This is a genomic window from Actinomadura hibisca NBRC 15177, assembly GCF_001552635.1.
Lineage (GTDB): Bacteria > Actinomycetota > Actinomycetes > Streptosporangiales > Streptosporangiaceae > Spirillospora > Spirillospora hibisca.
Map to the genome: position 1 here is coordinate 12,670 of NZ_BCRO01000037.1, position 19,137 is coordinate 31,806.

Consider the following 19,137-nt stretch of genomic DNA (forward strand, 5'->3'; position numbering starts at 1 on the left):
AACCCTTACCGCATGGATGCCCGCCCGGTCATGTCCCGGCGCCGTCGGTGCCCGTCGCCGTGCCCGGCGCGGGCCCCGGGCCGAGGCCCGGATCGGCCGGGGCGTCCAGGTGGCGCGGGCCGACCACGCGGTCGATCCACAACGCCGGTTCCTTGATCTCCGGCAGCGTGGGCAACGTCTCGGGCGACTGCCAGATCTTGTTGAAGTCGGCCATGCCGACCTCGGTGACGACCCGGCGCACGAACCGCGAGCCCTCGGCGTACTGCTTCATCTTCAGGTCGATGCCGAGCAGCCGCCGGATCGCCTTGTCCAGCCGCGACCCGCCCTCGCGCCGCCCCTGGAAGCGGGAGCGGATCTGCTGCACCGACGGCACGACCTCGGGGCCGACCGCGTCCATGACGTAGTCGCCGTGCCCCTCGGCCAGCGTCATCACGGCGGTGAGCCGGTCCAGGATGACGCGCTGCTCGGGGGTCTGGATGGCGTCGATCAGGTTGCCCTCGCCGCCGCGCACCGCGTCGGCGAGCACGTCGGCGGCGTCGCGCAGCCGGTCCATCAGCGCGCCCGGGTCGAGGTCGGAGGCCAGCAGGAACTGCGTCATCTGGTCCTGCACGTACTCGCGCAGCCACGGCACGCCGGTGAACTGGGCGCGGTGGGTCTCCTCGTGCAGGCACACCCACAGCCGGAAGTCGTGCGGGTCGACCTCCAGGTCCTGCTCGACGTGCACGATGTTGGGCGCGACCAGCGTCAGCCGCCCGGTGGGGGCGCGGCCGGACGGGTCGGGCGGCAGGAACAGCTCGTACTGGCCCAGCACCCGGCTGGCCATGTACGACAGGATCACGCCGACCTGCATCCCGGTGACGCGGGAGCCGACCGCCTGCACCATCACGCCGCCGGGCCCGCCGCCGAGCAGGCCGGGGCCGCGGCGCGCCTCCATCTGCTCCAGCAGCGGTTCGAGCACGACGCGGAAGCCGTCGACGTTGGCGCGGATCCAGCCGGGGCGGTCCACGATCGTGGCGGGCTCGGGGTCGGCCTCGATGGCCATCCCGGTGAAGTCGCGCACGTGCCCGTGCGCGATCTTCGACAGCTCGCGCAGCTCCGCCACGACCTCGCGGGCCTCGGCGTGGCTGATCTGGGGGCCGGGCCGCACGAGCCGGGTGCCCGCCTGGACCGCGACGTTCCAGTCGATCATTGAGGCGCTCATGTACTCCACCGTAGGTCTCGGCCGCGGCGCCGTGGCGCCCTGCACGATCGTTCAACGAACAACCGTTCTGGTTATCTCCCGTACGGCCACGGCCACACACCCGCGGCGGGACGCGCGGCCGGGTGGATCAGCAGCCGCAGGTCGCCACCAGCGCGGCGAGCTGGTCGAGCTTGGCGGGGTCGGCCGCGCTCTTGCCGTCGCCCATCATGAACGCGAACGCCAGCAGCCGCCCGTCGGCGTCGCGGGCGATCCCGGCGAGCGTGCTGACGCCCGACAACGTGCCGGTCTTGGCGCGGACCATGCCCGCGGCGGCCTGGCTGGACGGCACCGTGTAGCGCGGCGGGCGCAGCGTGCCGGAGAACCCGGCGACCGGCAGCCCGGTGATCGCCGCGCTCAGTTCCGGACGTTCGGGCGAGGCGGCCAGCGCCGCGATCCGGGCCAGCGCCAGCGGGGTGATGCGGTTGCGGGTGGACAGGCCGCTGCCGTCGTTGACCAGCAGGCCGTCGGCGGCGTCCAGCCCGCGCAGCGTCTCGGTCACCGCCTGCGCCGCGCCGGCGAACGACGGCTGCCGCCCCTTCCTGATCGCCACCTGGCGGGCGACGGCCTCGGCGACGTCGTTGTCGCTGGCGGTCATCAGGTGCTCGACCAGCGCCGACAGCGGCGGCGACCGCACCTCGGCGACCTGCGCGGACCCGTCGGCGGCGCGCACGGAGCGTCCGGCCGTGGCGGGCACGCCCGCGCGGGTCAGCGCCTGCGCGAACTTGGCGGCAGCGGCGGCGGGCGGGTCGGCGACGCGCGTCTTGCGCGTGGTGTCGAGCGGCGAGACGCGGCCGCTGTCCACGGCCAGGGCGCTGACCGGCGCGGCCTCGCCGTCGGGGACGTAGTTGGGCTTCCATCCGGCCGCCGTGCGCGGGCCCTGGTAGGCGGAGGCGTCGTAGTCCACGCGCGTCCGCCGCACCCCGGCGCTCCTGAGCGCGGCGGCGGTCCTGCGCGCGAGGTCGGCGAGCGACGCGTACGGCGGATGGCCGTCTTCGGGCCGCGCGGGAAGGGCCGTCAGTGTAGGATCCCCGCCTCCGACCAGCACCACCGCGCCGCCCGGACCCCGCACGACCCGGGTGGCGATCCGGTGTCCGGGCCCCAGCGCCGCCAGCGCCGCCACCGAGGTGGCCAGCTTGGTGGTGGAGGCGGGGGTGGCGGGCTGGTCGGCGCGCTGCTGGAACAGCGGCCGCCGGGTGACCGCGTCGATCACCACCGCGTTGATCTTCGCGCCGGCGCCGCCGGCCGGTCCCGCCAGCCGCCCCGCCAGGGCGGACGGGTCGGGCGCGCGGGCCGCGCCCGGATCGGCGGCCGGCACCGTCGCGGCGGTGCGCGCCAGGTCGCGCGCGGCCACGGTGGGGGGCTGCGGCATCAGATGACGTTCCGGTGTGAGTTTCGCCACTGCGGCCCCTGCCCCGGCGGCGAAGACACTAAGGAGGGACAGCACGATCACGGAGAGGCCGCCGGCGCGTCCGGGCACGCGACCGCCCCTCTCCTGCTCAGCACTCACCAACGTGCGACATCCTTATATAAGGGAACCCAACCCTGTGGGGGTCGGCCTCACCCGCACAGACTCCCGAAAGACTATTCACTGCGACCGCGCAGGGAGCGGAGGACATCTTGGAATTCGACGTCACCATTGAGATTCCGCGTGGCAGCCGGAACAAGTACGAGGTGGACCACGAGTCCGGCCGCATCCGGCTGGACCGCATGTTGTTCACCTCCACCCAGTACCCGGCCGACTACGGCTTCGTGGAGGACACCCTGGGCGAGGACGGCGACCCGCTCGACGCCCTGGTGATCCTCCAGGAGCCGACCTTCCCGGGGTGCCTGATCAGGTGCCGCGCCGTCGGCATGTTCCGGATGACCGACGAGGCCGGTGGCGACGACAAGCTCCTGTGCGTGCCCTCGACCGACCCGCGGATGGAGCACCTGCGCGACATCCACCACGTGCCGGAGTTCGACCGCCTGGAGATCCAGCACTTCTTCGAGGTCTACAAGGACCTGGAGCCGGGCAAGTCGGTGGAGGGCGCCAACTGGGTCGGCCGGGTCGAGGCCGAGGCCGAGGTCGAGCGTTCCCGCAAGCGCTTCGCCGACACCGGCGGCCACTGAGGCCGAGCACCCGGGACGGCGCAGATCCGCTCCCCGCCGTCCGCGGCGCGACCCGCGGGAACCCCTCCGCACGATGGCGTTCGTGCGGAGGGGTTCCTGTCTGTCCGCACCCTTTCCCGGCCCCGCCTCCGGTCGGCTTCGCGGCCCCGCCTCCCGTCAGCCCGCCGGGCGGGTCGCGCCGATGAGGCCGTTGCGGTAGATGCTGGAGATGCGCACCCGGGCCCCGGTGTAGGGCGCCTCCACCATGCGCCCCTTGCCGATGAAGATCCCCACGTGGTGGATCGTGTCGGGGTCCGCGGTGTTGTTCGCGAAGAACACCAGGTCACCGGCGCGGAGCTGGTTCAGCGGCACGTGCGGCCCCGACGTCCACTGCGTGCCGGTCCAGTGGTCGAGCCGCACGCCGACCTTGCTCCAGGCGTACAGCGCCAGACCCGAGCAGTCGAAGCCGTAGATGCCCGACCCGTGCTCGATGCCGTAGCTGGGACCGCCCGCCGTGCCGCCGCCCCAGGAGTAGGGCGTGCCGAGCCACTTCAGCGCGTACCGGACGACCGTCCCGCCGCGTCCGGACTCCGATCCCAGCAGGGCGGCCGAACGTCCCGAGCCCCGGAAGTTGCGCTGCGCGGCCAACGCCTCGGCGCGTTCGAGGGCGGCCTGCCGCTGCCGTGCCAGAGCCGCCGCGCGGGCGCGCTCGCTGCCGAGCCGCTCCTCCAGCTCCCGCTTCTCGGCCTCGATGCGCTGCACGGCCTCGCGCTGGTGCGCCACCGCGTCCTGCGCGGCGCGCTTGGCGTCGGCGGCGCGCCCGGTCGCGGCGTGCTGCTCCTCGTACGCCTCCCGCGCCTGCTTGCGGAACAGCTCGGCGACGGTGCGGGCCGCCTTGACGTGCTCGGCGATCCCGGCACGGCGCTGCGCCAGCATCTCCAGCAGCCCGGCGCGGTCCATCGACCCCTGCGGGCCGCCCTGCCCCGCGACCGTCGCCGCCCAGGAGTTGTAGCCGGTGCCCGCCTGGTAGGCGTCGGCGGCGAACGCGGCCAGCTCGGCCTGCGCCTCCTGGAACCGGCGCTGCGCCTCGGCCGCGCGCCGCTGGGTCTCCTGGTAGGTGCCGCGGGCGCGCTCCAGCTTCACCAGCTCGCCGTTGTAACGCTCCACGGCCGACGCGGCGGCGACGCCGAGGCGCTCCAGCTCGCCGTCGGCCCGCGCCAGCATGGCCTTGACCTTGCCGACCTCGGCGGCCCGGTCCTGGACGCGCCGCTCGCTCTCCTTCACGTCCTGCGCGCTCGGCGCGGGCTCGGCCGCCGGGCGCGCCGACGCCGCCGGGACCAGCAGGGTCAGGGTCAGGGCCGCGCCGGAGGACAGCGCGACCAGCCGCCGGGCGGGGCGGGACCCGGACCGCCGTCCCGCGGTGGTGCTCGGTGATGGAAACACGGTCCTCCCCTGCCGCGATTCACCCAACGCAAGCAATGAGATACCGAGAGTAGTTGACCGTGGTGACATTCTGAACTTCCGTCCCGCAGACCGCAGGAATTACTCACCGCCGCGGTGGTCCGGCAGTCCCAGCAATCGCGCTATCCAGGGGCGTATCGCCGTTCCGGACGGCAGCGCGGCCCGCGGATAAGTGAAAATCGGCACCGGCGCGCCGTAGGCCGACCGCAGTTCGGCGGCCTTGCACCAGTCGGAGGCCGTGCGGGTCGCCGCCCACGCCGCCGCGAGCGGGGGCCGCGTCTCCGGGCGGCGCTCCCACAGGCGCAGCAGCGCCATGGTCGCGTGCGCGGCGGAGTAGCCGTCCTCGGGGTAGGCGACGCCCGCCAGGAACGCGGCGGTGGCGGGGCCGCCGTGGGGCGAGCCGAGGGCCCAGGTCCAGTTGGCGACGACCAGTTCCCGCACGGGCGCGGGCAGGAGGGCGGCCGCGGCGTACATGCGCTCCTGGCGGGCGCCGGTCAGGCGGCCGGTGGCCAGGAGCCAGGCCAGGTCATCGGGCGGCCCGGCGTCCGCGCCACCGCCACCGTCCTGCGCGCCGAGCGCCAGCCAGGACAGGACGGTGAGGCCGCGGGCGGTCTGGAGGCGGCACAGTTCGGCGACCTCGCGGCGGGCGCGGGCGGCCGGTTCGAGCCAGAGCGGCCACGCGGCCCGCTGGACCTCGGTGACGAGGCGGAGCAGCGCGGCCGTGACCGGTGGCGGGGTCACCCGGGCGTCCGGCCGTGGCAGGAACGCGGGCTCGCCCACGCTCAGCCGCCCGGCCCCGGCGGCTCCGGGTCGTGCCGGTCGGCGGGCGGGCCGCCCGACGCGCCGGGAGACGTCCGGCTGGGCGAGGGGCCGCTGGGCGGATCGTTCGGCGACGGATCGACCGGGGGTTCGCTCGACGGCGGGGGCTCGCTCGGCGGCGGAGGCTCGCTGCTGGGCGGAGGCGGCGAAGAGGGCGGTTCAGAGCTGCCGGGCGGCGTACTGGGCGACGGCGGTTGCGACGTGGGCGGCTGAGATGTCGTGGGCTGTTCGGTGGGAGGCCGAGGCGTCGTAGGCCGTTCGGTGGGCGAGGCGCCAGGGGGCGGATTCGTCGGCGACACGCCAGAGGGCAGCGGCGCAACGGGACTTTCACCGGGAGCCGACTGGTAGTCCCGGCGAGGCGGCGGAGAGGACAGCGCCGTAGGCGGGGCGGCCGAGTTCGTCGCTCCCAACGGGTAGATGGCCGAAACCGGAACGGTGGCCTGGCTCTCGACGGTCCGCTCCCCCGCGTGCGCGGGAGGGGCGACCGAAGGCGGCACGGAGGGCCGACGCTGGTTGTCCGAGACCGGCCCACCGTCCTTGCTCTGCTGACCAGTCAGGTGGACGGCTCCCGCCCCGCCCATCAATAGAACACTGACACTGAGCGCGACACCGAGCCGCACCGTCGCCGCACCGTGCCTGTGGGAGTCCTTCCGTCCGCGCCATGTGAATTCGGCGCGCCGGGGCATCGCGGGAAACCCGTCCGGTCGGAAAGCGCTCAGCCGCGTCGCGACGAACAGCCGGTATCCCACCAGCTCGGGGTCCATGAAACAGGCGACGACCCGCGCGCGCAGAGCGTCGGGCGGAACGGCCTGCGGCAGCAGCCCGTACACCTTGGCGGGCGAGACGGGATCGGGCCGGAACGGGCCGCACTCAGGGCACATACGAGCGTGGCGCAACAGCCGGGCACTCGACTCCGGACACGGTCCGCCGCGCCGTTCGCGCAGCAGCACGCCGCGTTCGAGACACCCGTACGGCCCCTGCACGGCCAGCAGCTCGGAGGTCAACGCCGCCTCCAGACCGGTGTGCGCCTCCTCCAGGGCCGCCTGCGTCTCCCGTACCGTCAGCCCCAGCACGGCCGCCAGCTCGGGCACCGGCAGCCCGTGCCGCACCCACAGGTCGAGGATCTCCCGGCCGGCGGCGGGCATGCCGAGCACCGCCTGCCACGCCGTGATGCGCCGATCGACGTCGTCCTGGTCGTGGCGGGCCACGGCGATGTCGGGCGCCCGGTCGGTGGCGACGGGCCGGCGGGCGCACTCCAGCCGCGCGATGGCGTAGAGCCAGGGCCCGAACCGCGCGGGGTCGCGCAGCCGGTCGATGTGCGCCTCGGCCACGATGAACGTGTCGCGCAACGCCACCTGGGCCGCGTCCCGACCGCGCAGCCGGAACCAGCAGTACGCGTAGAGCCGGTCGGCATAGGCGGCGTACACCGCGTCCGGCGCACCGGGCTCCCGGGCGCGCAGAGCCGCGACCAGGTGATGGTCGTTCATGACGAGAAAGGTAAAGGCTCGGCGCGCGTCTCACCGCCGTTTTCCCAAGTTCGGGAGAAGCCGTTCGAGAGCCAATCCCGATGCTTCCCCATCATCACATTAGCCGGAAATGCCTAACTCGCCCCACTTGTTGAGCAGCGGCGCGAACAGGCACGAATCGCCTAACGCATCCGATCACACACCGTACGTAAACAGAATCGAGGCACCACGAAAAGCGGTCTCACTCGTCCGGCGATTCCTCCAGCATGGGCGGCAGGAGCCGTTCCGCAGCCGCCGCGATCGTGGCGACCTGGGCACTGGTGAAGATCACCGCGCGCGCCGTGATCACCTGCGGCACCTCCCGGACGGCGTGCACGAGCACCTCCCCGTGCGCCAGCCCGCCGCGCGGCACCCGCGCCCCGTGCACGGCGACCATCGGCGTGACCACGACCTGGTGGTCGAGCTCGGCCGACAGCAGCTCGGCGACCGTCCGGGCCGCCCGCCCGGCCGCGCCGACGCTCCCCACCGGACGCCGCCCCGTCCACAACCGCCGCCCCTCGACCCGGACGCGGGCGCCCCGCGCCCAGCGTCGGCTGGCGATCGCGTAGACCCCGGTCAGACCGACCACCAGATGGTCGAGATTGGTGGTCGCCCCCGGCAGCGCCCGGTCATGGAACACGTGGTGACCGGCCGGGTCGAGCCGCGCGAGCCGCCGCCCGGTCCGGCGCTCGGCCACGGCCCCCTGACGCCAGTCGGCCATCGGCCCGGACCGCGTCCACCCGTACAACACGCATCCGGCGAAGACCACGACGGCGACCGCGGGCCCCGCCCACCACACGGCGACCCCCGCGGCGACCACACCGGTCCCGGCCGCCAGCACGCCCTGGACCAGCAGCCGCTCCCGGCGATGCTCGGCGGCGAGCGCGCGGTACCGCGCCCACGCGGAGGCGCCGGCGTTGGACGCACCCCCACTGCTGCGCACCTCAGGCCCCTCTCCCGTGCCTTGAAGGAGCAAGCGTGCGCCAGCCGACCCCAACCTTCAAGGAGTTTGACCTTCTCGTGCTCCCATCGCGAGAAAGCTTTATTGACACTGTCATGATTACAGTGTCATCATGGGGTCATGGACGGTACCTGGACCATCGGCGAACTGGCCGAGCGAGCCGCGGCGGCACTGCTCGCCGTCGAGCCCGTGCAGGCCAACGGCCGGGTGCGCGACCTGCCCAACGCCCGGCTGATCCGCTGGTACACCACGATCGGCCTGGTCGACCCGCCGCTGGGCCGCCGGGGCCGCGTCGCGCTCTACGGCCCGCGCCACCTGCTGCAGATCGTCGCCGTCAAACGCCGCCAGTCGGCGGGCCGGACGATCGCCGAGATCCAGGTGGAGCTGGCCGCCGCGACCGACACGATGCTCGAACGGATCGCGGCCCTCCCGGCCTCACCCCACCCCGGCGCCTTCGGCACTCCGAGCGCCGACGGGCCTGCGCCCCACCCGCCTCGGCCACCCGCTCCGACAACCGGACCACCCCGGTCACCCGCTCCTGCGGCCGACGTCTCCCATCCCGAGGTGGCCGACCCCACTCCCGACACCGAGGCCGAGCACCAGACCCCCGACACCGACCAGGCCGAGGTCACCCCACCATCTCCGTCACCTGCCGACACTTCTGAGCCCGCTTCTCACGCCAGCACCCCGGGCCCCACCCCCAGCGCCCAGGAAGCCGACACTCCCCACACGGACACGCCCCGCTCCCGCTTCTGGTCCACCCGCCCCGGCACAGCACCTCCTTCGGTCCTCCCCGCACCACCCCCCGAAAGCGCCGCCTCCGGAGCCACCTCCGAAACCGCCCCCCCTCCCCCCGCCGCTCCGCCCTCCAGCACCGCGCCGAAGCCGACCTTCGACATCGCCACTCCCTCGCACCTCCAGGTCGAGGTGGTCCCCACCCCGCCGGCCGTCGTGCAGGCGGTACGGCTGGCACCCGACCTGACCGTCCTCCTCGACGTCGCCTCGCTGACCCCGGACGACGTCGCCGCGATCCAGGACGCGGCCCGTCCCCTGCTGGACGAGCTGCGCAGGCGCGGCCTGATCTCCGCACCCCCCACCCAACTCTCCGGGAGGTCCACGTGACCGTGCGCATCACCTCTCTGCCCGAGCCCGAGACCGTCCCGGCCCCCGACGGCGGGCTGGGCGCCCTCATCACCAACAGGGGCAACCTTCCGCTGGACACGGTGGACGTGCGCGCCGCCATCACCGGCCTCGCCGCGAGCGTCGAGGTCACCCAGGGCTTCCGCAACCCCTTCGACGTCCCGCTGGAGGCCACCTACGTCTTCCCGCTGCCCGACCGCGCCGCCGTCACGGGCCTGCGGATGGAGGCCGCCGACCGGATCGTCGAGGGCGTCCTGAAGGAGCGCGGCCAGGCCCGGCAGGACTACGACACCGCCATCGCGGCGGGCAAGCGCGCCGCCATCGCCGAGGAGGACCGGCCCGACGTCTTCTCCATGCGGGTCGGCAACATCCTGCCGGGCGAGCGGGTGACGGTCCGCCTGACGCTCGACCAGCCGCTTCCCTACGAGACCGACGACGGCGCCGCGACGTTCCGCTTCCCCCTGGTGGTCGCGCCCCGCTACATCCCCGGGGCGCCGCTGGACGGCGCCCCCGCGGGCCCCGGCACCGCCCCCGACACCGACGCGGCCCCCGACGCCTCCCGCATCACGCCGCCGGTCCTGCTGCCGGGCTTCCCCAACCCCGTGCGCCTGTCGATCACGGCGGAGATCGATCCGGCCGGGCTCCCCCTCGCCGAGATCCGCTCCGCGCTGCACGTCACCTCCGAGGAGGACGGCACGAGCGGCACGACCGTCCGCCTCCTCCCCGGCGAGCGCCTGGACCGGGACTTCCTCCTGCGCCTGGCCTACACACCGCAGGAGGACCGCCCGGCCGCCGCGCTCGCCCTCACCCCGGACACCGGCACCCCGGCCGGAAGCAGCCTGGGAAACAGGGACGACTCAACTGGCGACGACGCGAACCCACACCCGGCCAGCGACGCAGTGAGCCCCCACTCGTCCGGCGGCACCTTCACCCTCACCGTCCTGCCCTCGGGCACGGGTCGCCCGCGCCCGCGCGACGTCGTGCTGGTCCTCGACCGGTCCGGCAGCATGCACGGCTGGAAGATGATCGCGGCCCGCCGCGCCGCCTCCCGGATCGTCGACACCCTCACCGGCGCCGACCGGTTCGCGGTCCTGTCGTTCGACAACACCGTCGAGCGGCCCCGCGCCCTCGGTCCCGGCCTGGCCGACGGCACCGACCGCAACCGGTTCCGCGCCGTGGAGCACCTGGCCGCGCTGGACGCGCGCGGCGGCACCGAGATGCTCGCCCCCCTGGAAGAGGCGTGCGGCATGCTCTTCGACTCCGCCCGCGACCGCGTCCTGGTCCTCATCACCGACGGGCAGGTGGGCAACGAGGACCAGATCCTCGCCCGCCTCACCCCCCGCCTGCGCGGAGTGCGCGTCCACACCGTCGGCATCGACCGCGCCGTCAACGCCGGGTTCCTGACCAGGCTCGCCGAGGCGGGCCAGGGCCGCTGCGAGCTGGTCGAGTCCGAGGACCGCCTGGACGAGGTGATGGACCACATCCACCACCGCATCGGCGCCCCGCTGGTCACCGACCTCTCCCTGCACCCGGAGGGCCTGACCCTCGTCCCCGGCACCGTCGCCCCCGGCCGCCTCGGCGCCCTGTTCCCCGGCGTGCCGCTGGTCATCTCGGGCCGCTACGAGGGCGCTCCCACCGGCAGCCTGACCGTGCGCGGCACCACCCCCGACGGCGCCCCCTGGGCGCAACAGGCGCACGCCACCCGCACCGACGGCTCCCCGGCCACCTCCATCTGGGCCCGCGCCCACCTGCGCGACCTGGAGGACCGCTACGCCGTCGCCGACTCGCCCGAGCTGGAGAAGCGCATCGTCGACACGTCCCTGCGCTTCAACGTGCTGTGCCGGTTCACCGCCTTCGTGGCGGTCGACGACCAGGTGGCGACCGGCGGCGAGATCCCGCACCAGGTCGTCCAGCCGGTGGAGCTCCCCCAGGGCTGGGGCGCGGCCCCGATGATGGCGGCCATGCCCCGCCCCATGGCCCCGGGCGCGACGGCGGCCGCACCCGCCATGGCCCCGCCCCCGGCGCCCGCTCCCGGCTCGCCCCCGCCCCCCATGCCCCCCATGCCCCGTGGCAGCGGCCGCCCGCCCGCCGGAGGCACCGGCTACGGCTCGGCGGACCTCGGCTCCGACGACATGGACGTGCCGGACTTCCTCGCCGACGGACCCAAGATCGAACGCCGCAGCCGCAGGAACCACTGGAGCCGCCGCTCCAACCCCGCCGCGTCCACCGAACTCACCCAGGCCCGCCAGCGCCTCACCGAGGAGCTCACCCGCCTGAGGGAGCTGCAGTCCGCGCCTCAGGACCAGCGCCGCGACCACCTGCTGGCCCACCTGCTGCCGGTCCTCCAGCAGGTGATCGACGACCTGTCCGCCCAGACCCCGGAGTCCCTGACGCTCCTGCTGGACGCCCTCCAGGCCGCCGCCACGGCCGCCCCGCTCCCGCCCCACCTGGACGAGCTCTGGGCCCAGGCCGTCGACACCTTGCAGAGCTTCACCGGCAGCGCCCCCGCACGCCCCTTCTGGAAGCGCCGCCCCTGACCCTGCTCGAACCCCACCACCCGCGACCAACAACACGCCCCGCCGTGCACACCAAAGCCACACGCCCGCGCACGGCGGGGCACATCCCCTACGAATCTGCGGCCCTGCCCTACCCGCCCTACCTGTGGGCCTGCCCCACCTACCCCACCTACGGCCTGGGGACCAGCGGACCAGCGGCCAGCCTAAGGAGCCATCCAAGAAGCACACCTCAAGGAACGCCGCCCAAGCGGGGCACACCACAGCGGGGCACACCACAGCGTGACGCACTCCCAAGGGGCGTCAAGAGGTGCTGGTCTTGCTGCGCGCCCGCTCCAGCAACCACAACACCAGCACCGCAGCCGCGAAGGTCGCGCCCAGTATCGACACCCCCGTCCAGCCCGCCCGCACCCAGGCGACCGAGGTCAGGAAGGAGCCCGCCGCGCCGCCCGCGAAGTTGGAGGTCATGAACGCCGAGTTCAGGCGGTTCCGCGCCTCCGGGCGCAGGGCGTACACCACGTTCTGGTTCGCGATCAGCAGGCCCTGCTGGGCCAGGGCCAGCAGGATCAGGCCGCCCAGCAGCAGCGGCAACGAGTGCGCGCCGAACGCCAGCGGCACCCAGGAGACCAGCATCCCGGTCGCGCCCACGGCGGTCACCAGCTGCACCCGGCCCCGGTCGGTCTGCCGGCCCGCGACCGACGCGGCGATCGGACCGCCGATGCCCACCAGGCCGAACAGTCCGATCGCCGCCTCCGACCAGCCGTAGGGCGGGCGGGCCAGCAGGAAGGCCAGTGCCACCCACACACCGTTGAAGCCCGCGAACGACAGCGCGCCCATCCCCGCGCGCCACCGCAGCACGGGCTCCTCCTTGAACAACATGACCGTCGAGCGGATCAGCGCCGGGTAGGACAGGCCCACGTTGTTCTTCATGCGCGGCAGGAACCGCCACAACAGCGCCGCCATCGCGGCCATCAGCAGCGCGTTCACCCAGTAGACCGTCCGCCAGCCGCCCAGCTCCGACAGGCCGCCCGAGACGGTCCGCGACAACAGCGCGCCCAGCAGCAGGCCCGTCATGACCGTGCCCACGACCCGGCCCCGCTCGGCGGGCGCCGCCAGCGCCGCCGCGAACGGCACCAGGACCTGCGCGGCCACCGACGCGAACGCCGTCAGGATCGTGCCCGCCATCAGCACCGTGCCGTTGGGGGCGGCCGCCGACACCAGCAACGACAGCGCCGTCACCCCGAACAGCCCCACCGCGAGCCCCCGCCGCTCCAGCAGGTCGCCCAGCGGCACCAGGAGCAGCAGCCCGACGCCGTACCCGATCTGCGCGGCGGTGACGATCATCGCGGCCATCGACGTGCCGAGCTGGAGCTCCCGGCTGAACAGGTCCAGCAGCGGGTGCGCGAAGTAGTTGCTGGCCACCGACAACCCGGTGGCGGCCGACATGAGCAGCAGCAGTCCACGCCCCAGCCCGGCCTTCCCCTCGGCGGCCGGAACGTCCGAAGAGACCGGGGGAACAGAGGAAACGGGAGCGGCGGGCGAGACCGGCCCCGCAGGAACCGGCGCAACAGGAACCGGCGCAGCGGGGATTGACGCAGTGGGGACCGACGCGGCAGGGGCCGTCGCGGGCCTTGCGTTCAGGGGGAACGTCGTCATGCCCTCAGCTTGGCGCGCGGAGATCCATGAGTCCAACACATGCTTGTCATCTCAACGATCACGATCCACGATAGGTGCGTGGAACTGCAGCAGATGCGCTACGTCGTCGCCGTCGCCGAGACCGGCTCGTTCACCCGCGCCGCCGAGCGGTGCCTGGTCGTCCAGTCGGCGCTGAGCCACCAGATCGCCAAGCTGGAACGCGAGCTGGGCGCGCGCCTGTTCGACCGCACCAGCCGCCGCGTCCGGCTCACCCCCGCGGGTTCGGCCTTCCTGCCCGCCGCCCGGCAGGCCCTGGACGCCGCCGAGCGCGCCCGCGCCGAGGTCTCCGCCGCCACCGGCGAGATCCGCGGGCGGCTGGCGATCGGCGCCATCCCCACCCTGGCCGCCGTGGACCTGCCCACCGTCCTGAAGGAGTACCACCAGAGCCATCCCCACGTGCGGATCAGCCTGCGCACCATGGCCAGCGAGCTGCTGATCGAGCAGGTGCGCGACGGTTCGATGGACGCGGCGTTCCTCGGCGTCCTGCCGGGCACCGCGCCGCCCGGCGTCGAGCACCGCGAGCTGATCCACGACCGGCTGATGGCGGTGGTGTGGCCCGGTCACCCGCTGGCCGGCGAGACGGAGATCGAGCTGCGGCAGCTGGCCGGCGAGACGTTCATCGACTTCCCGGCGGGCACGGTGGGCCGCGCCCAGTCCGACCACGCCTTCGCCGCCTCCGGCGTCCGGCGCGAGGTGCCCTTCGAGGTGTCGGCCGGCGACCTGATGATCCGCATGGTGCGCACCGGCTTGGGCGTCACCATGCTGCCCGCCGCGTTCACCCCGCAGATCGAGGGCGTGCGCACCCTCTGCGTCCGGGACGCCCCGGCCCGCGTGGAGATGCTCATCTGGAGCCGTTTCACCCCGTCGCCCGCCGCGGCCGCCTTCCTCGACGCCCTCGGCGCACGCACAGACCCCTGACGCCCGCAGACCCCCGGCGCGAACAGCCGGGGGTCTGCGGGTCGATCGAGTCGCGGATCGGACGGCGTCAGGCGGTCACCGTCTCCGCACGCCGCCGCAACACCAGCGGGACCACGTTGAGGAGCAGGCCGACCACACCGACCCCGGTCACCAGATTGACGCCCGGGTGGAACTGGCCGAAGTCGTTCCCGGCGTGCCCGCCCCCGGCGACCAGCGCCGTGACCGCGGCCAGCACCAGGGCGGCGCCCACCTGCCCTGACGTCTGGACCAGGCCGGAGGCCAGGCCCTGCTCGGAGTCGTCGATGCCGTCGGTGGCCTGCGCCATGATCGAGCTGAACCCGAACGCGAACCCGCCGCCGAGCAGCAGCATGGTCGGCAGGACCGTGAACGCGTAGTGCGGGGTGTTCCCGGCGGTGGCCAGGAACCAGACGTAGCCGAGGCTGAGCGAGCCCATCGAGGCCAGGATCAGCCGCGGGGTGCCGTACCGGTCGATCAGCCGGCCCATGAACGGGGACACGACCGCGACCAGCAGGCCCGCCGGCAGCAGGGCCATCGCCATCTTCAGCGGCGACCAGCGCAGCACGTCCTGCAGGTAGAGCGTCATCATGAACTGGAAGCTCAGGTAGGAGCCGAACAGCGCGATCATGCTGAGGTTGGCGCGGACGATGCTGCCGACCCGCAGGATGCCGAGCCGGATCAGCGGGTGCCGCACCTTGTTCTCGGTGATCACGAAGGCGACCAGCAGCGCCACCGCCAGCACGACCGAGCCGACCGTCAGCGGGTCCAGCCAGCCGCGCTCGGGCGCCGACACCACCGTGTAGACCGCCAGCAGCATGCCGCCGGTGAGGGTGACCGCGCCGACCACGTCGTGCCCACCGCCGGCGGCGGGCTTGTCGCGGGGGATCAGCGCGATGCCCGCGACCAGGGCCAGGATCGCGAGCGGCACCGGCGTGAGGAACGTCCAGCGCCAGCCGAAGCTGGTCAGCAGCCCGCCCAGGATGAGGCCCGAGGAGTAGCCGCTGGCGCCGAAGACCGAGAACACCGACAGGGCCCGGTTGCGCGCCGGTCCCTCGTGGAAGGTCGTGGTCAGGATGGACAGGGCGGTCGGCGCGGTGAACGCGGCGGCCAGTCCCTTGACGAAGCGGGTGACGATGAGCAGCGGGCCGCTGTCGACCAGCCCGCCCACCAGGGACGCCGCGGCGAACACGCCGAGCGCGATCAGGAAAACCCGGCGGCGGCCCAGCAGGTCGGCGGTGCGGCCGCCGAGCAGCAGCAGCCCGCCGTAGCCGAGCACGTAGCCGTTGACGATCCACTGCAACGAGGTGGTGGACAGGCCGAGCTCGGTGCCGATGGAGGGCAGCGCGACGCCCACCATCGAGACGTCCAGGCCGTCCAGGAACAACACGGCGCACAACACCGCGAGGACGCCCCACAACCTGGGGGTCCACGCCTGCTGCGCCGGTTCGGCGGCACCGCCCGGCTCACGGGTGACGGAAACGGGGGAGGTTTCGGTGATGGTCACGTCGGAGGACAGTACATGCACACGCATCAAATGTCTAAGCACTAATTTCGGCAGAATCTAATTCGGACGCATCTATTGCGCGCGCATGGTATGATGCGCGCATGAAGTCCGAGGCTGAGCTGATCGGCCAGTGGCGGTCGCTGCTGACCAGCTACAACACCATCGCCTGCCATCTGGACCGCGAGCTGCAGGAGTCGTCCGGCCTGAGCATGAGCGAGTACGAGACGCTCGACCGCCTCGTCAGCGCCGGCTGCGACAAGCTCCGCATGCAGGAGGTCGCCGCCGACATGTACCTCAGCCAGAGCGCCCTGTCCCGGACCGTGGCCCGCCTGGAGAAGCACGGCCTAGTCGAGCGCGCCCTGTGCGAGGCCGACCGGCGCGGCATCTTCGTCAAGGTCACCGAGGCGGGCCTGCGCGTCCACGCCGAGGCCCGCAAGGTCCACCTGGACGTCCTCGCCGAGCATCTGGACCGGGCCCCCGCCGCCACCGGCTGACGCGCCCCCGCTCACTCCACGCGACATACCGCGGCAGACCGTCCATACTCCGGCGGCGTTACGCACTCCCAGGTCAGCACCCTGCCAATCCCAGGCAAGCGACCACAACTCCCCGAACCGATGTGCCACCGGCAGCACCGCAGTCACACTGAGTTTCCACAACATGACCGGACGCACCCCCGTGGAGACTCACATGCGCAGCACCCCCGTGCTCGCCGGCACCATCGCCCTTCTCACCGCCCTCCCCGCACAGGCCACCGTCGCCCCACCCGGCGCGGAGCTCAACCTGAAGGTGACCGGACAGTCCAAACCCGACCGTGGGGCCTTCCTCGCGTGTCCCGGCGGCCTCGGCAACCACCCGCACGGCGAGCAGGCCTGCGCCGACCTCGCCACCGCCCGCGGGGACTTCGAGGCGCTGCCCGGCGACCCGCACGGCTGCACCAAGGAGTACGCCCCGGTCACCGCCGTCGCGACCGGCGCCTGGTACGGCCGACCGGTCCGGTGGAGCCGCACCTACGCCAACGCCTGCGTGATGGACGCCGCGACCGGACCGGTCTTCCGGTTCTGGAGATGAGCGGCCGCTAGTCCCAGAACGAGGGCTCGGCAGCGGGCGCCCGGCGCGGCCTCTCCGGCTTCACTTCCTCGACGACCTCGGCCTCGGCCTCGCGGTTCCGCGTGCGGGCGAGGGCCGCCAGCGCCGTGGTGATCGGGACGGCCGCGATCAGCCCCAGCGTCCCGGCGACGCTGCGGACGATCTCCTGCGCGACCACCGAGCCGGTGAGCACCTCGCCCAGCGGCTGCCGGCCGATGCTGAACAGCAGCAGCAGCGGCAGCGAGGCCCCCGCGTACGCCAGGATGATGGTGTTGATCACAGAGGCGATGTGCGCCCGCCCGACCCGCGCCCCCGCCCGGTACAGCTCCGCGAAGCGGTAGGCCGGGTTGGCGTGCGCGAGCTCGCCGACGGTCACCGCCTGGGTCACGGTGACGTCGTCCAGCACGCCGAGCGACCCGATGATGATGCTCGCCAGCAGCAGGCCCTGCGTGCTGATCTGGTAGCTGAGGTCCAGGTTGAACGAGCTCTCGTCGGTGATCCCGCTGAGGTGGGTCAGCCCGATCGCCGCCCAGGCCAGCAGGCCCGTCAGCGTCAGGCTGGCCAGGGTGCCGATCACCGCGATCGAGGTCGGCACCGTGAAGCCGTGCGTGAGGTACAACACCGCCAGCATGATCGCGGCGGCGCAGACGATCGCGGCCGCCAGCGGCGGCTCCCCGGCCAGCACCGCCGGGATCAGGAACTTCAGCAGCAGCACGAACGTGACGGCCAGCCCCACCAGTGCGGTCAGCCCGCGCCACCGCCCGAACGCGACCACCGCCAGCACGAAAGCCGCTCCCACCAGCCACAACGGCCCGGAACGGTCGTGGTCCGACAGCTGGTACGGGTTGTCCCCGGGAGCGTCGGCCAGGTGCAGCACGATCACCTTGTCGCCGGTCTCGAAGCGCTGGCTGCCCGGCCCGGACGGCAGCGGCGTGGTGATGACCCGGCCCTTCTCCAACCCCTCGGTCAGCTCGATCTGGGCATCCCCGCACTTGCGCGGGTCCGGCGGCGGGGCCGTGCCGCCCGTGCCGTTCGGCTCCCCCTCCGCGCCCAGGCCCACCTGCTTGGGGCAGGGCTTGAGGACGATCCCGACGACCTTGCCGTGGATCTTGCTCATGCCCGGGGACGGCGCGCCGGCCGCCTTCGGCGCGTCCGGCCACATCCACACCAGCGCGGCGAGCGTCACCACGGCGAGCGGGACGATCACCGCCAGGCAGGCCCGCACCGCCCCGGGCGAACCGGGCCTCCGCACCCCATGATCATGCCCGGCGCCCACGCCGCACCATCCTCGTCATCCCGTGACCGCCTCGAACAACGACCAGACCGCCAGGGCAATCATGACGACCCCGCCGACCCGCTGCACCGTCTTGAGCGGAACCCGGTCGGCGATGAAGCGCCCGGCCACCAGCGCCAGCGCCGACACCGCCATCAGCGCCAGCAACGACCCCAGCGCCACCGACAGCGGCCCGCGCGTGGCGGCCAGGTTGGCGGTGGTGATCTGCGTCAGATCGCCCCACTCCCCCACGAAAACGACCATGAACGCCGTGAGATAGGTGGGCCAGAACCCGGTGACCTTACGCCCCGCGTCCACGTCCTCACCTTCATCATCACCACCGCGCAACAAGGTATAAGCCCCAAAGGCGAACAAGACCGCCGCAACGATCTGGACCAAGGGCTTGGGCAGCAACGAGAACACACTGCCAGCCGCGACGGCGATCGCGACGTGCACCACGAAGGCGCTGGAAGTGCCGAACCAGACCCACAGCGGACGCATGCGGGTGCCCATCGCCAGCGAGGCGAACATGGTCTTGTCCGGCAGCTCGGCCAGGAAGATCACCGCGAAGGCGGTGGCGAACGTGGCGAGATCGAACGACATGAAAGGACGGCCCTCCCCCAGGTGCCCGACCGCACCGTCGCACCCGGAAGGCTGGGAGGACCGCTCGGCCCGGCACGACGAATGCACCCGGCCGAAGAGCCGAGCACGCCTACCAGACCGAAGGTCTCGTCCACCGCCCCTAGGGACGGCCCGAGGACCGGGCCACCCCTAGGGGCAGCCAGCATGTCGGCCACTCGGCAGTTCGGGACTACTCCCCTTCGCCAAGGACCAGCGTACCGGAACCACCACTCGGGCCAGGTGTATCGCAGGCATATCGAAATTCGCATACATCACCGCAACACTCCTCGGCCTT

Annotated in this window: 16 protein-coding genes; 6 read left to right on the forward strand and 10 right to left on the reverse strand. The window is 73.2% G+C overall.

Features of this window, described 5'->3' with window-relative positions:
- Positions 1 to 28: 28 nt before the first annotated feature.
- Positions 29 to 1,189 (reverse strand): Rv3626c family coenzyme F420 biosynthesis-associated protein, encoded by a 1,161-nt coding sequence (locus AH6_RS17780; protein ID WP_067481177.1) that lies wholly within the window; start codon positions 1,187 to 1,189, stop codon positions 29 to 31.
- Between the two features lie 139 nt (positions 1,190 to 1,328).
- Complete coding sequence (gene dacB, locus AH6_RS17785) at positions 1,329 to 2,609, reverse strand: D-alanyl-D-alanine carboxypeptidase/D-alanyl-D-alanine endopeptidase (protein ID WP_169807869.1); 1,281 nt, start codon at positions 2,607 to 2,609, stop codon at positions 1,329 to 1,331.
- Positions 2,610 to 2,857: 248 nt separating this feature from the next.
- Here dacB and AH6_RS17790 point away from each other — a divergent pair, with 248 nt between their 5' ends.
- Positions 2,858 to 3,349 (forward strand): inorganic diphosphatase, encoded by a 492-nt coding sequence (locus tag AH6_RS17790; protein WP_067481184.1) that lies wholly within the window; start codon positions 2,858 to 2,860, stop codon positions 3,347 to 3,349.
- 156 nt (positions 3,350 to 3,505) lie between these two features.
- On the opposite strand, the gene AH6_RS17795 is transcribed toward AH6_RS17790, so the two are convergent.
- From AH6_RS17795 to AH6_RS17810, 4 genes are all read right to left on the reverse strand, one after another.
- Entirely contained in the window at positions 3,506 to 4,771 is a 1,266-nt protein-coding gene (locus AH6_RS17795) for an NlpC/P60 family protein (protein ID WP_245679358.1), read from the reverse strand.
- Positions 4,772 to 4,870: 99 nt separating this feature from the next.
- Complete coding sequence (locus tag AH6_RS17800; RefSeq protein ID WP_157431542.1) at positions 4,871 to 5,530, reverse strand: hypothetical protein; 660 nt, start codon at positions 5,528 to 5,530, stop codon at positions 4,871 to 4,873.
- Positions 5,531 to 5,571: 41 nt separating this feature from the next.
- A complete protein-coding gene (locus AH6_RS17805) occupies positions 5,572 to 7,095 on the reverse strand; it encodes an RNA polymerase sigma factor (protein ID WP_067481191.1) in 1,524 nt (507 codons plus the stop codon).
- A 220-nt stretch (positions 7,096 to 7,315) separates the two neighbouring features.
- Complete coding sequence (locus AH6_RS17810; protein WP_067481194.1) at positions 7,316 to 8,056, reverse strand: nuclease-related domain-containing protein; 741 nt, start codon at positions 8,054 to 8,056, stop codon at positions 7,316 to 7,318.
- 138 nt (positions 8,057 to 8,194) lie between these two features.
- On the opposite strand from AH6_RS17810, the gene AH6_RS46645 reads away from it, so the two are divergent.
- Both AH6_RS46645 and AH6_RS17820 read left to right on the forward strand, forming a co-directional pair.
- Positions 8,195 to 9,196, forward strand: a complete 1,002-nt coding sequence (locus AH6_RS46645; RefSeq protein ID WP_281180251.1) for a helix-turn-helix domain-containing protein — start codon at positions 8,195 to 8,197, stop codon at positions 9,194 to 9,196.
- Positions 9,193 to 11,751, forward strand: coding sequence for a VIT domain-containing protein (locus tag AH6_RS17820; protein WP_067481196.1), 2,559 nt, complete (start codon positions 9,193 to 9,195; stop codon positions 11,749 to 11,751). The genes AH6_RS46645 and AH6_RS17820 overlap by 4 nt, the downstream gene beginning before the upstream one ends.
- A gap of 279 nt (positions 11,752 to 12,030) precedes the next feature.
- Here the strand turns inward: AH6_RS17820 and AH6_RS17825 are convergent, their stop codons facing one another.
- Positions 12,031 to 13,173: an MFS transporter gene (locus tag AH6_RS17825; RefSeq protein ID WP_245679359.1), complete on the reverse strand. Its 1,143-nt coding sequence runs from the start codon at positions 13,171 to 13,173 to the stop codon at positions 12,031 to 12,033.
- 288 nt (positions 13,174 to 13,461) lie between these two features.
- Between AH6_RS17825 and AH6_RS17830 the strand changes: the two genes are divergently transcribed.
- On the forward strand, positions 13,462 to 14,340 hold the full coding sequence (locus AH6_RS17830) for a LysR family transcriptional regulator (RefSeq protein WP_067481198.1): 879 nt from the start codon (positions 13,462 to 13,464) through the stop codon (positions 14,338 to 14,340).
- 67 nt (positions 14,341 to 14,407) lie between these two features.
- On the opposite strand, the gene AH6_RS17835 is transcribed toward AH6_RS17830, so the two are convergent.
- Entirely contained in the window at positions 14,408 to 15,862 is a 1,455-nt protein-coding gene (locus tag AH6_RS17835; RefSeq protein ID WP_067481200.1) for an MFS transporter, read from the reverse strand.
- A 101-nt stretch (positions 15,863 to 15,963) separates the two neighbouring features.
- Between AH6_RS17835 and AH6_RS17840 the strand changes: the two genes are divergently transcribed.
- Together AH6_RS17840 and AH6_RS17845 are read left to right on the forward strand one after the other, a co-directional pair.
- Positions 15,964 to 16,356 (forward strand): MarR family winged helix-turn-helix transcriptional regulator, encoded by a 393-nt coding sequence (locus AH6_RS17840; protein WP_067481202.1) that lies wholly within the window; start codon positions 15,964 to 15,966, stop codon positions 16,354 to 16,356.
- Positions 16,357 to 16,549: 193 nt separating this feature from the next.
- Positions 16,550 to 16,930, forward strand: coding sequence for an SSI family serine proteinase inhibitor (locus AH6_RS17845; RefSeq protein WP_157431544.1), 381 nt, complete (start codon positions 16,550 to 16,552; stop codon positions 16,928 to 16,930).
- A gap of 7 nt (positions 16,931 to 16,937) precedes the next feature.
- On the opposite strand, the gene AH6_RS17850 is transcribed toward AH6_RS17845, so the two are convergent.
- Both AH6_RS17850 and AH6_RS17855 read right to left on the reverse strand, forming a co-directional pair.
- Positions 16,938 to 18,200, reverse strand: a complete 1,263-nt coding sequence (locus AH6_RS17850) for a YibE/F family protein (RefSeq protein WP_245679360.1) — start codon at positions 18,198 to 18,200, stop codon at positions 16,938 to 16,940.
- 39 nt (positions 18,201 to 18,239) lie between these two features.
- On the reverse strand, positions 18,240 to 18,824 hold the full coding sequence (locus tag AH6_RS17855; RefSeq protein WP_067481207.1) for a TMEM165/GDT1 family protein: 585 nt from the start codon (positions 18,822 to 18,824) through the stop codon (positions 18,240 to 18,242).
- Positions 18,825 to 19,137 lie beyond the last annotated feature (313 nt).

Bases quoted from the DNA above. Each gene is read 5' to 3' on its own strand.
- AH6_RS17780 (WP_067481177.1), bottom strand. From the start codon at position 1,189: ATGATCGACTGGAACGTCGCGGTCCAGGCGGGCACCCGGCTCGTGCGG.
- dacB (WP_169807869.1), bottom strand. From the start codon at position 2,609: ATGCCGCAGCCCCCCACCGTGGCCGCGCGCGACCTGGCGCGCACCGCC.
- AH6_RS17805 (WP_067481191.1), bottom strand. From the start codon at position 7,095: ATGAACGACCATCACCTGGTCGCGGCTCTGCGCGCCCGGGAGCCCGGT.
- AH6_RS46645 (WP_281180251.1), top strand. From the start codon at position 8,195: ATGGACGGTACCTGGACCATCGGCGAACTGGCCGAGCGAGCCGCGGCG.
- AH6_RS17825 (WP_245679359.1), bottom strand. From the start codon at position 13,173: ATGTCGGCCGCCACCGGGTTGTCGGTGGCCAGCAACTACTTCGCGCAC.
- AH6_RS17840 (WP_067481202.1), top strand. From the start codon at position 15,964: ATGAAGTCCGAGGCTGAGCTGATCGGCCAGTGGCGGTCGCTGCTGACC.
- AH6_RS17845 (WP_157431544.1), top strand. From the start codon at position 16,550: ATGCGCAGCACCCCCGTGCTCGCCGGCACCATCGCCCTTCTCACCGCC.
- AH6_RS17855 (WP_067481207.1), bottom strand. From the start codon at position 18,824: ATGTCGTTCGATCTCGCCACGTTCGCCACCGCCTTCGCGGTGATCTTC.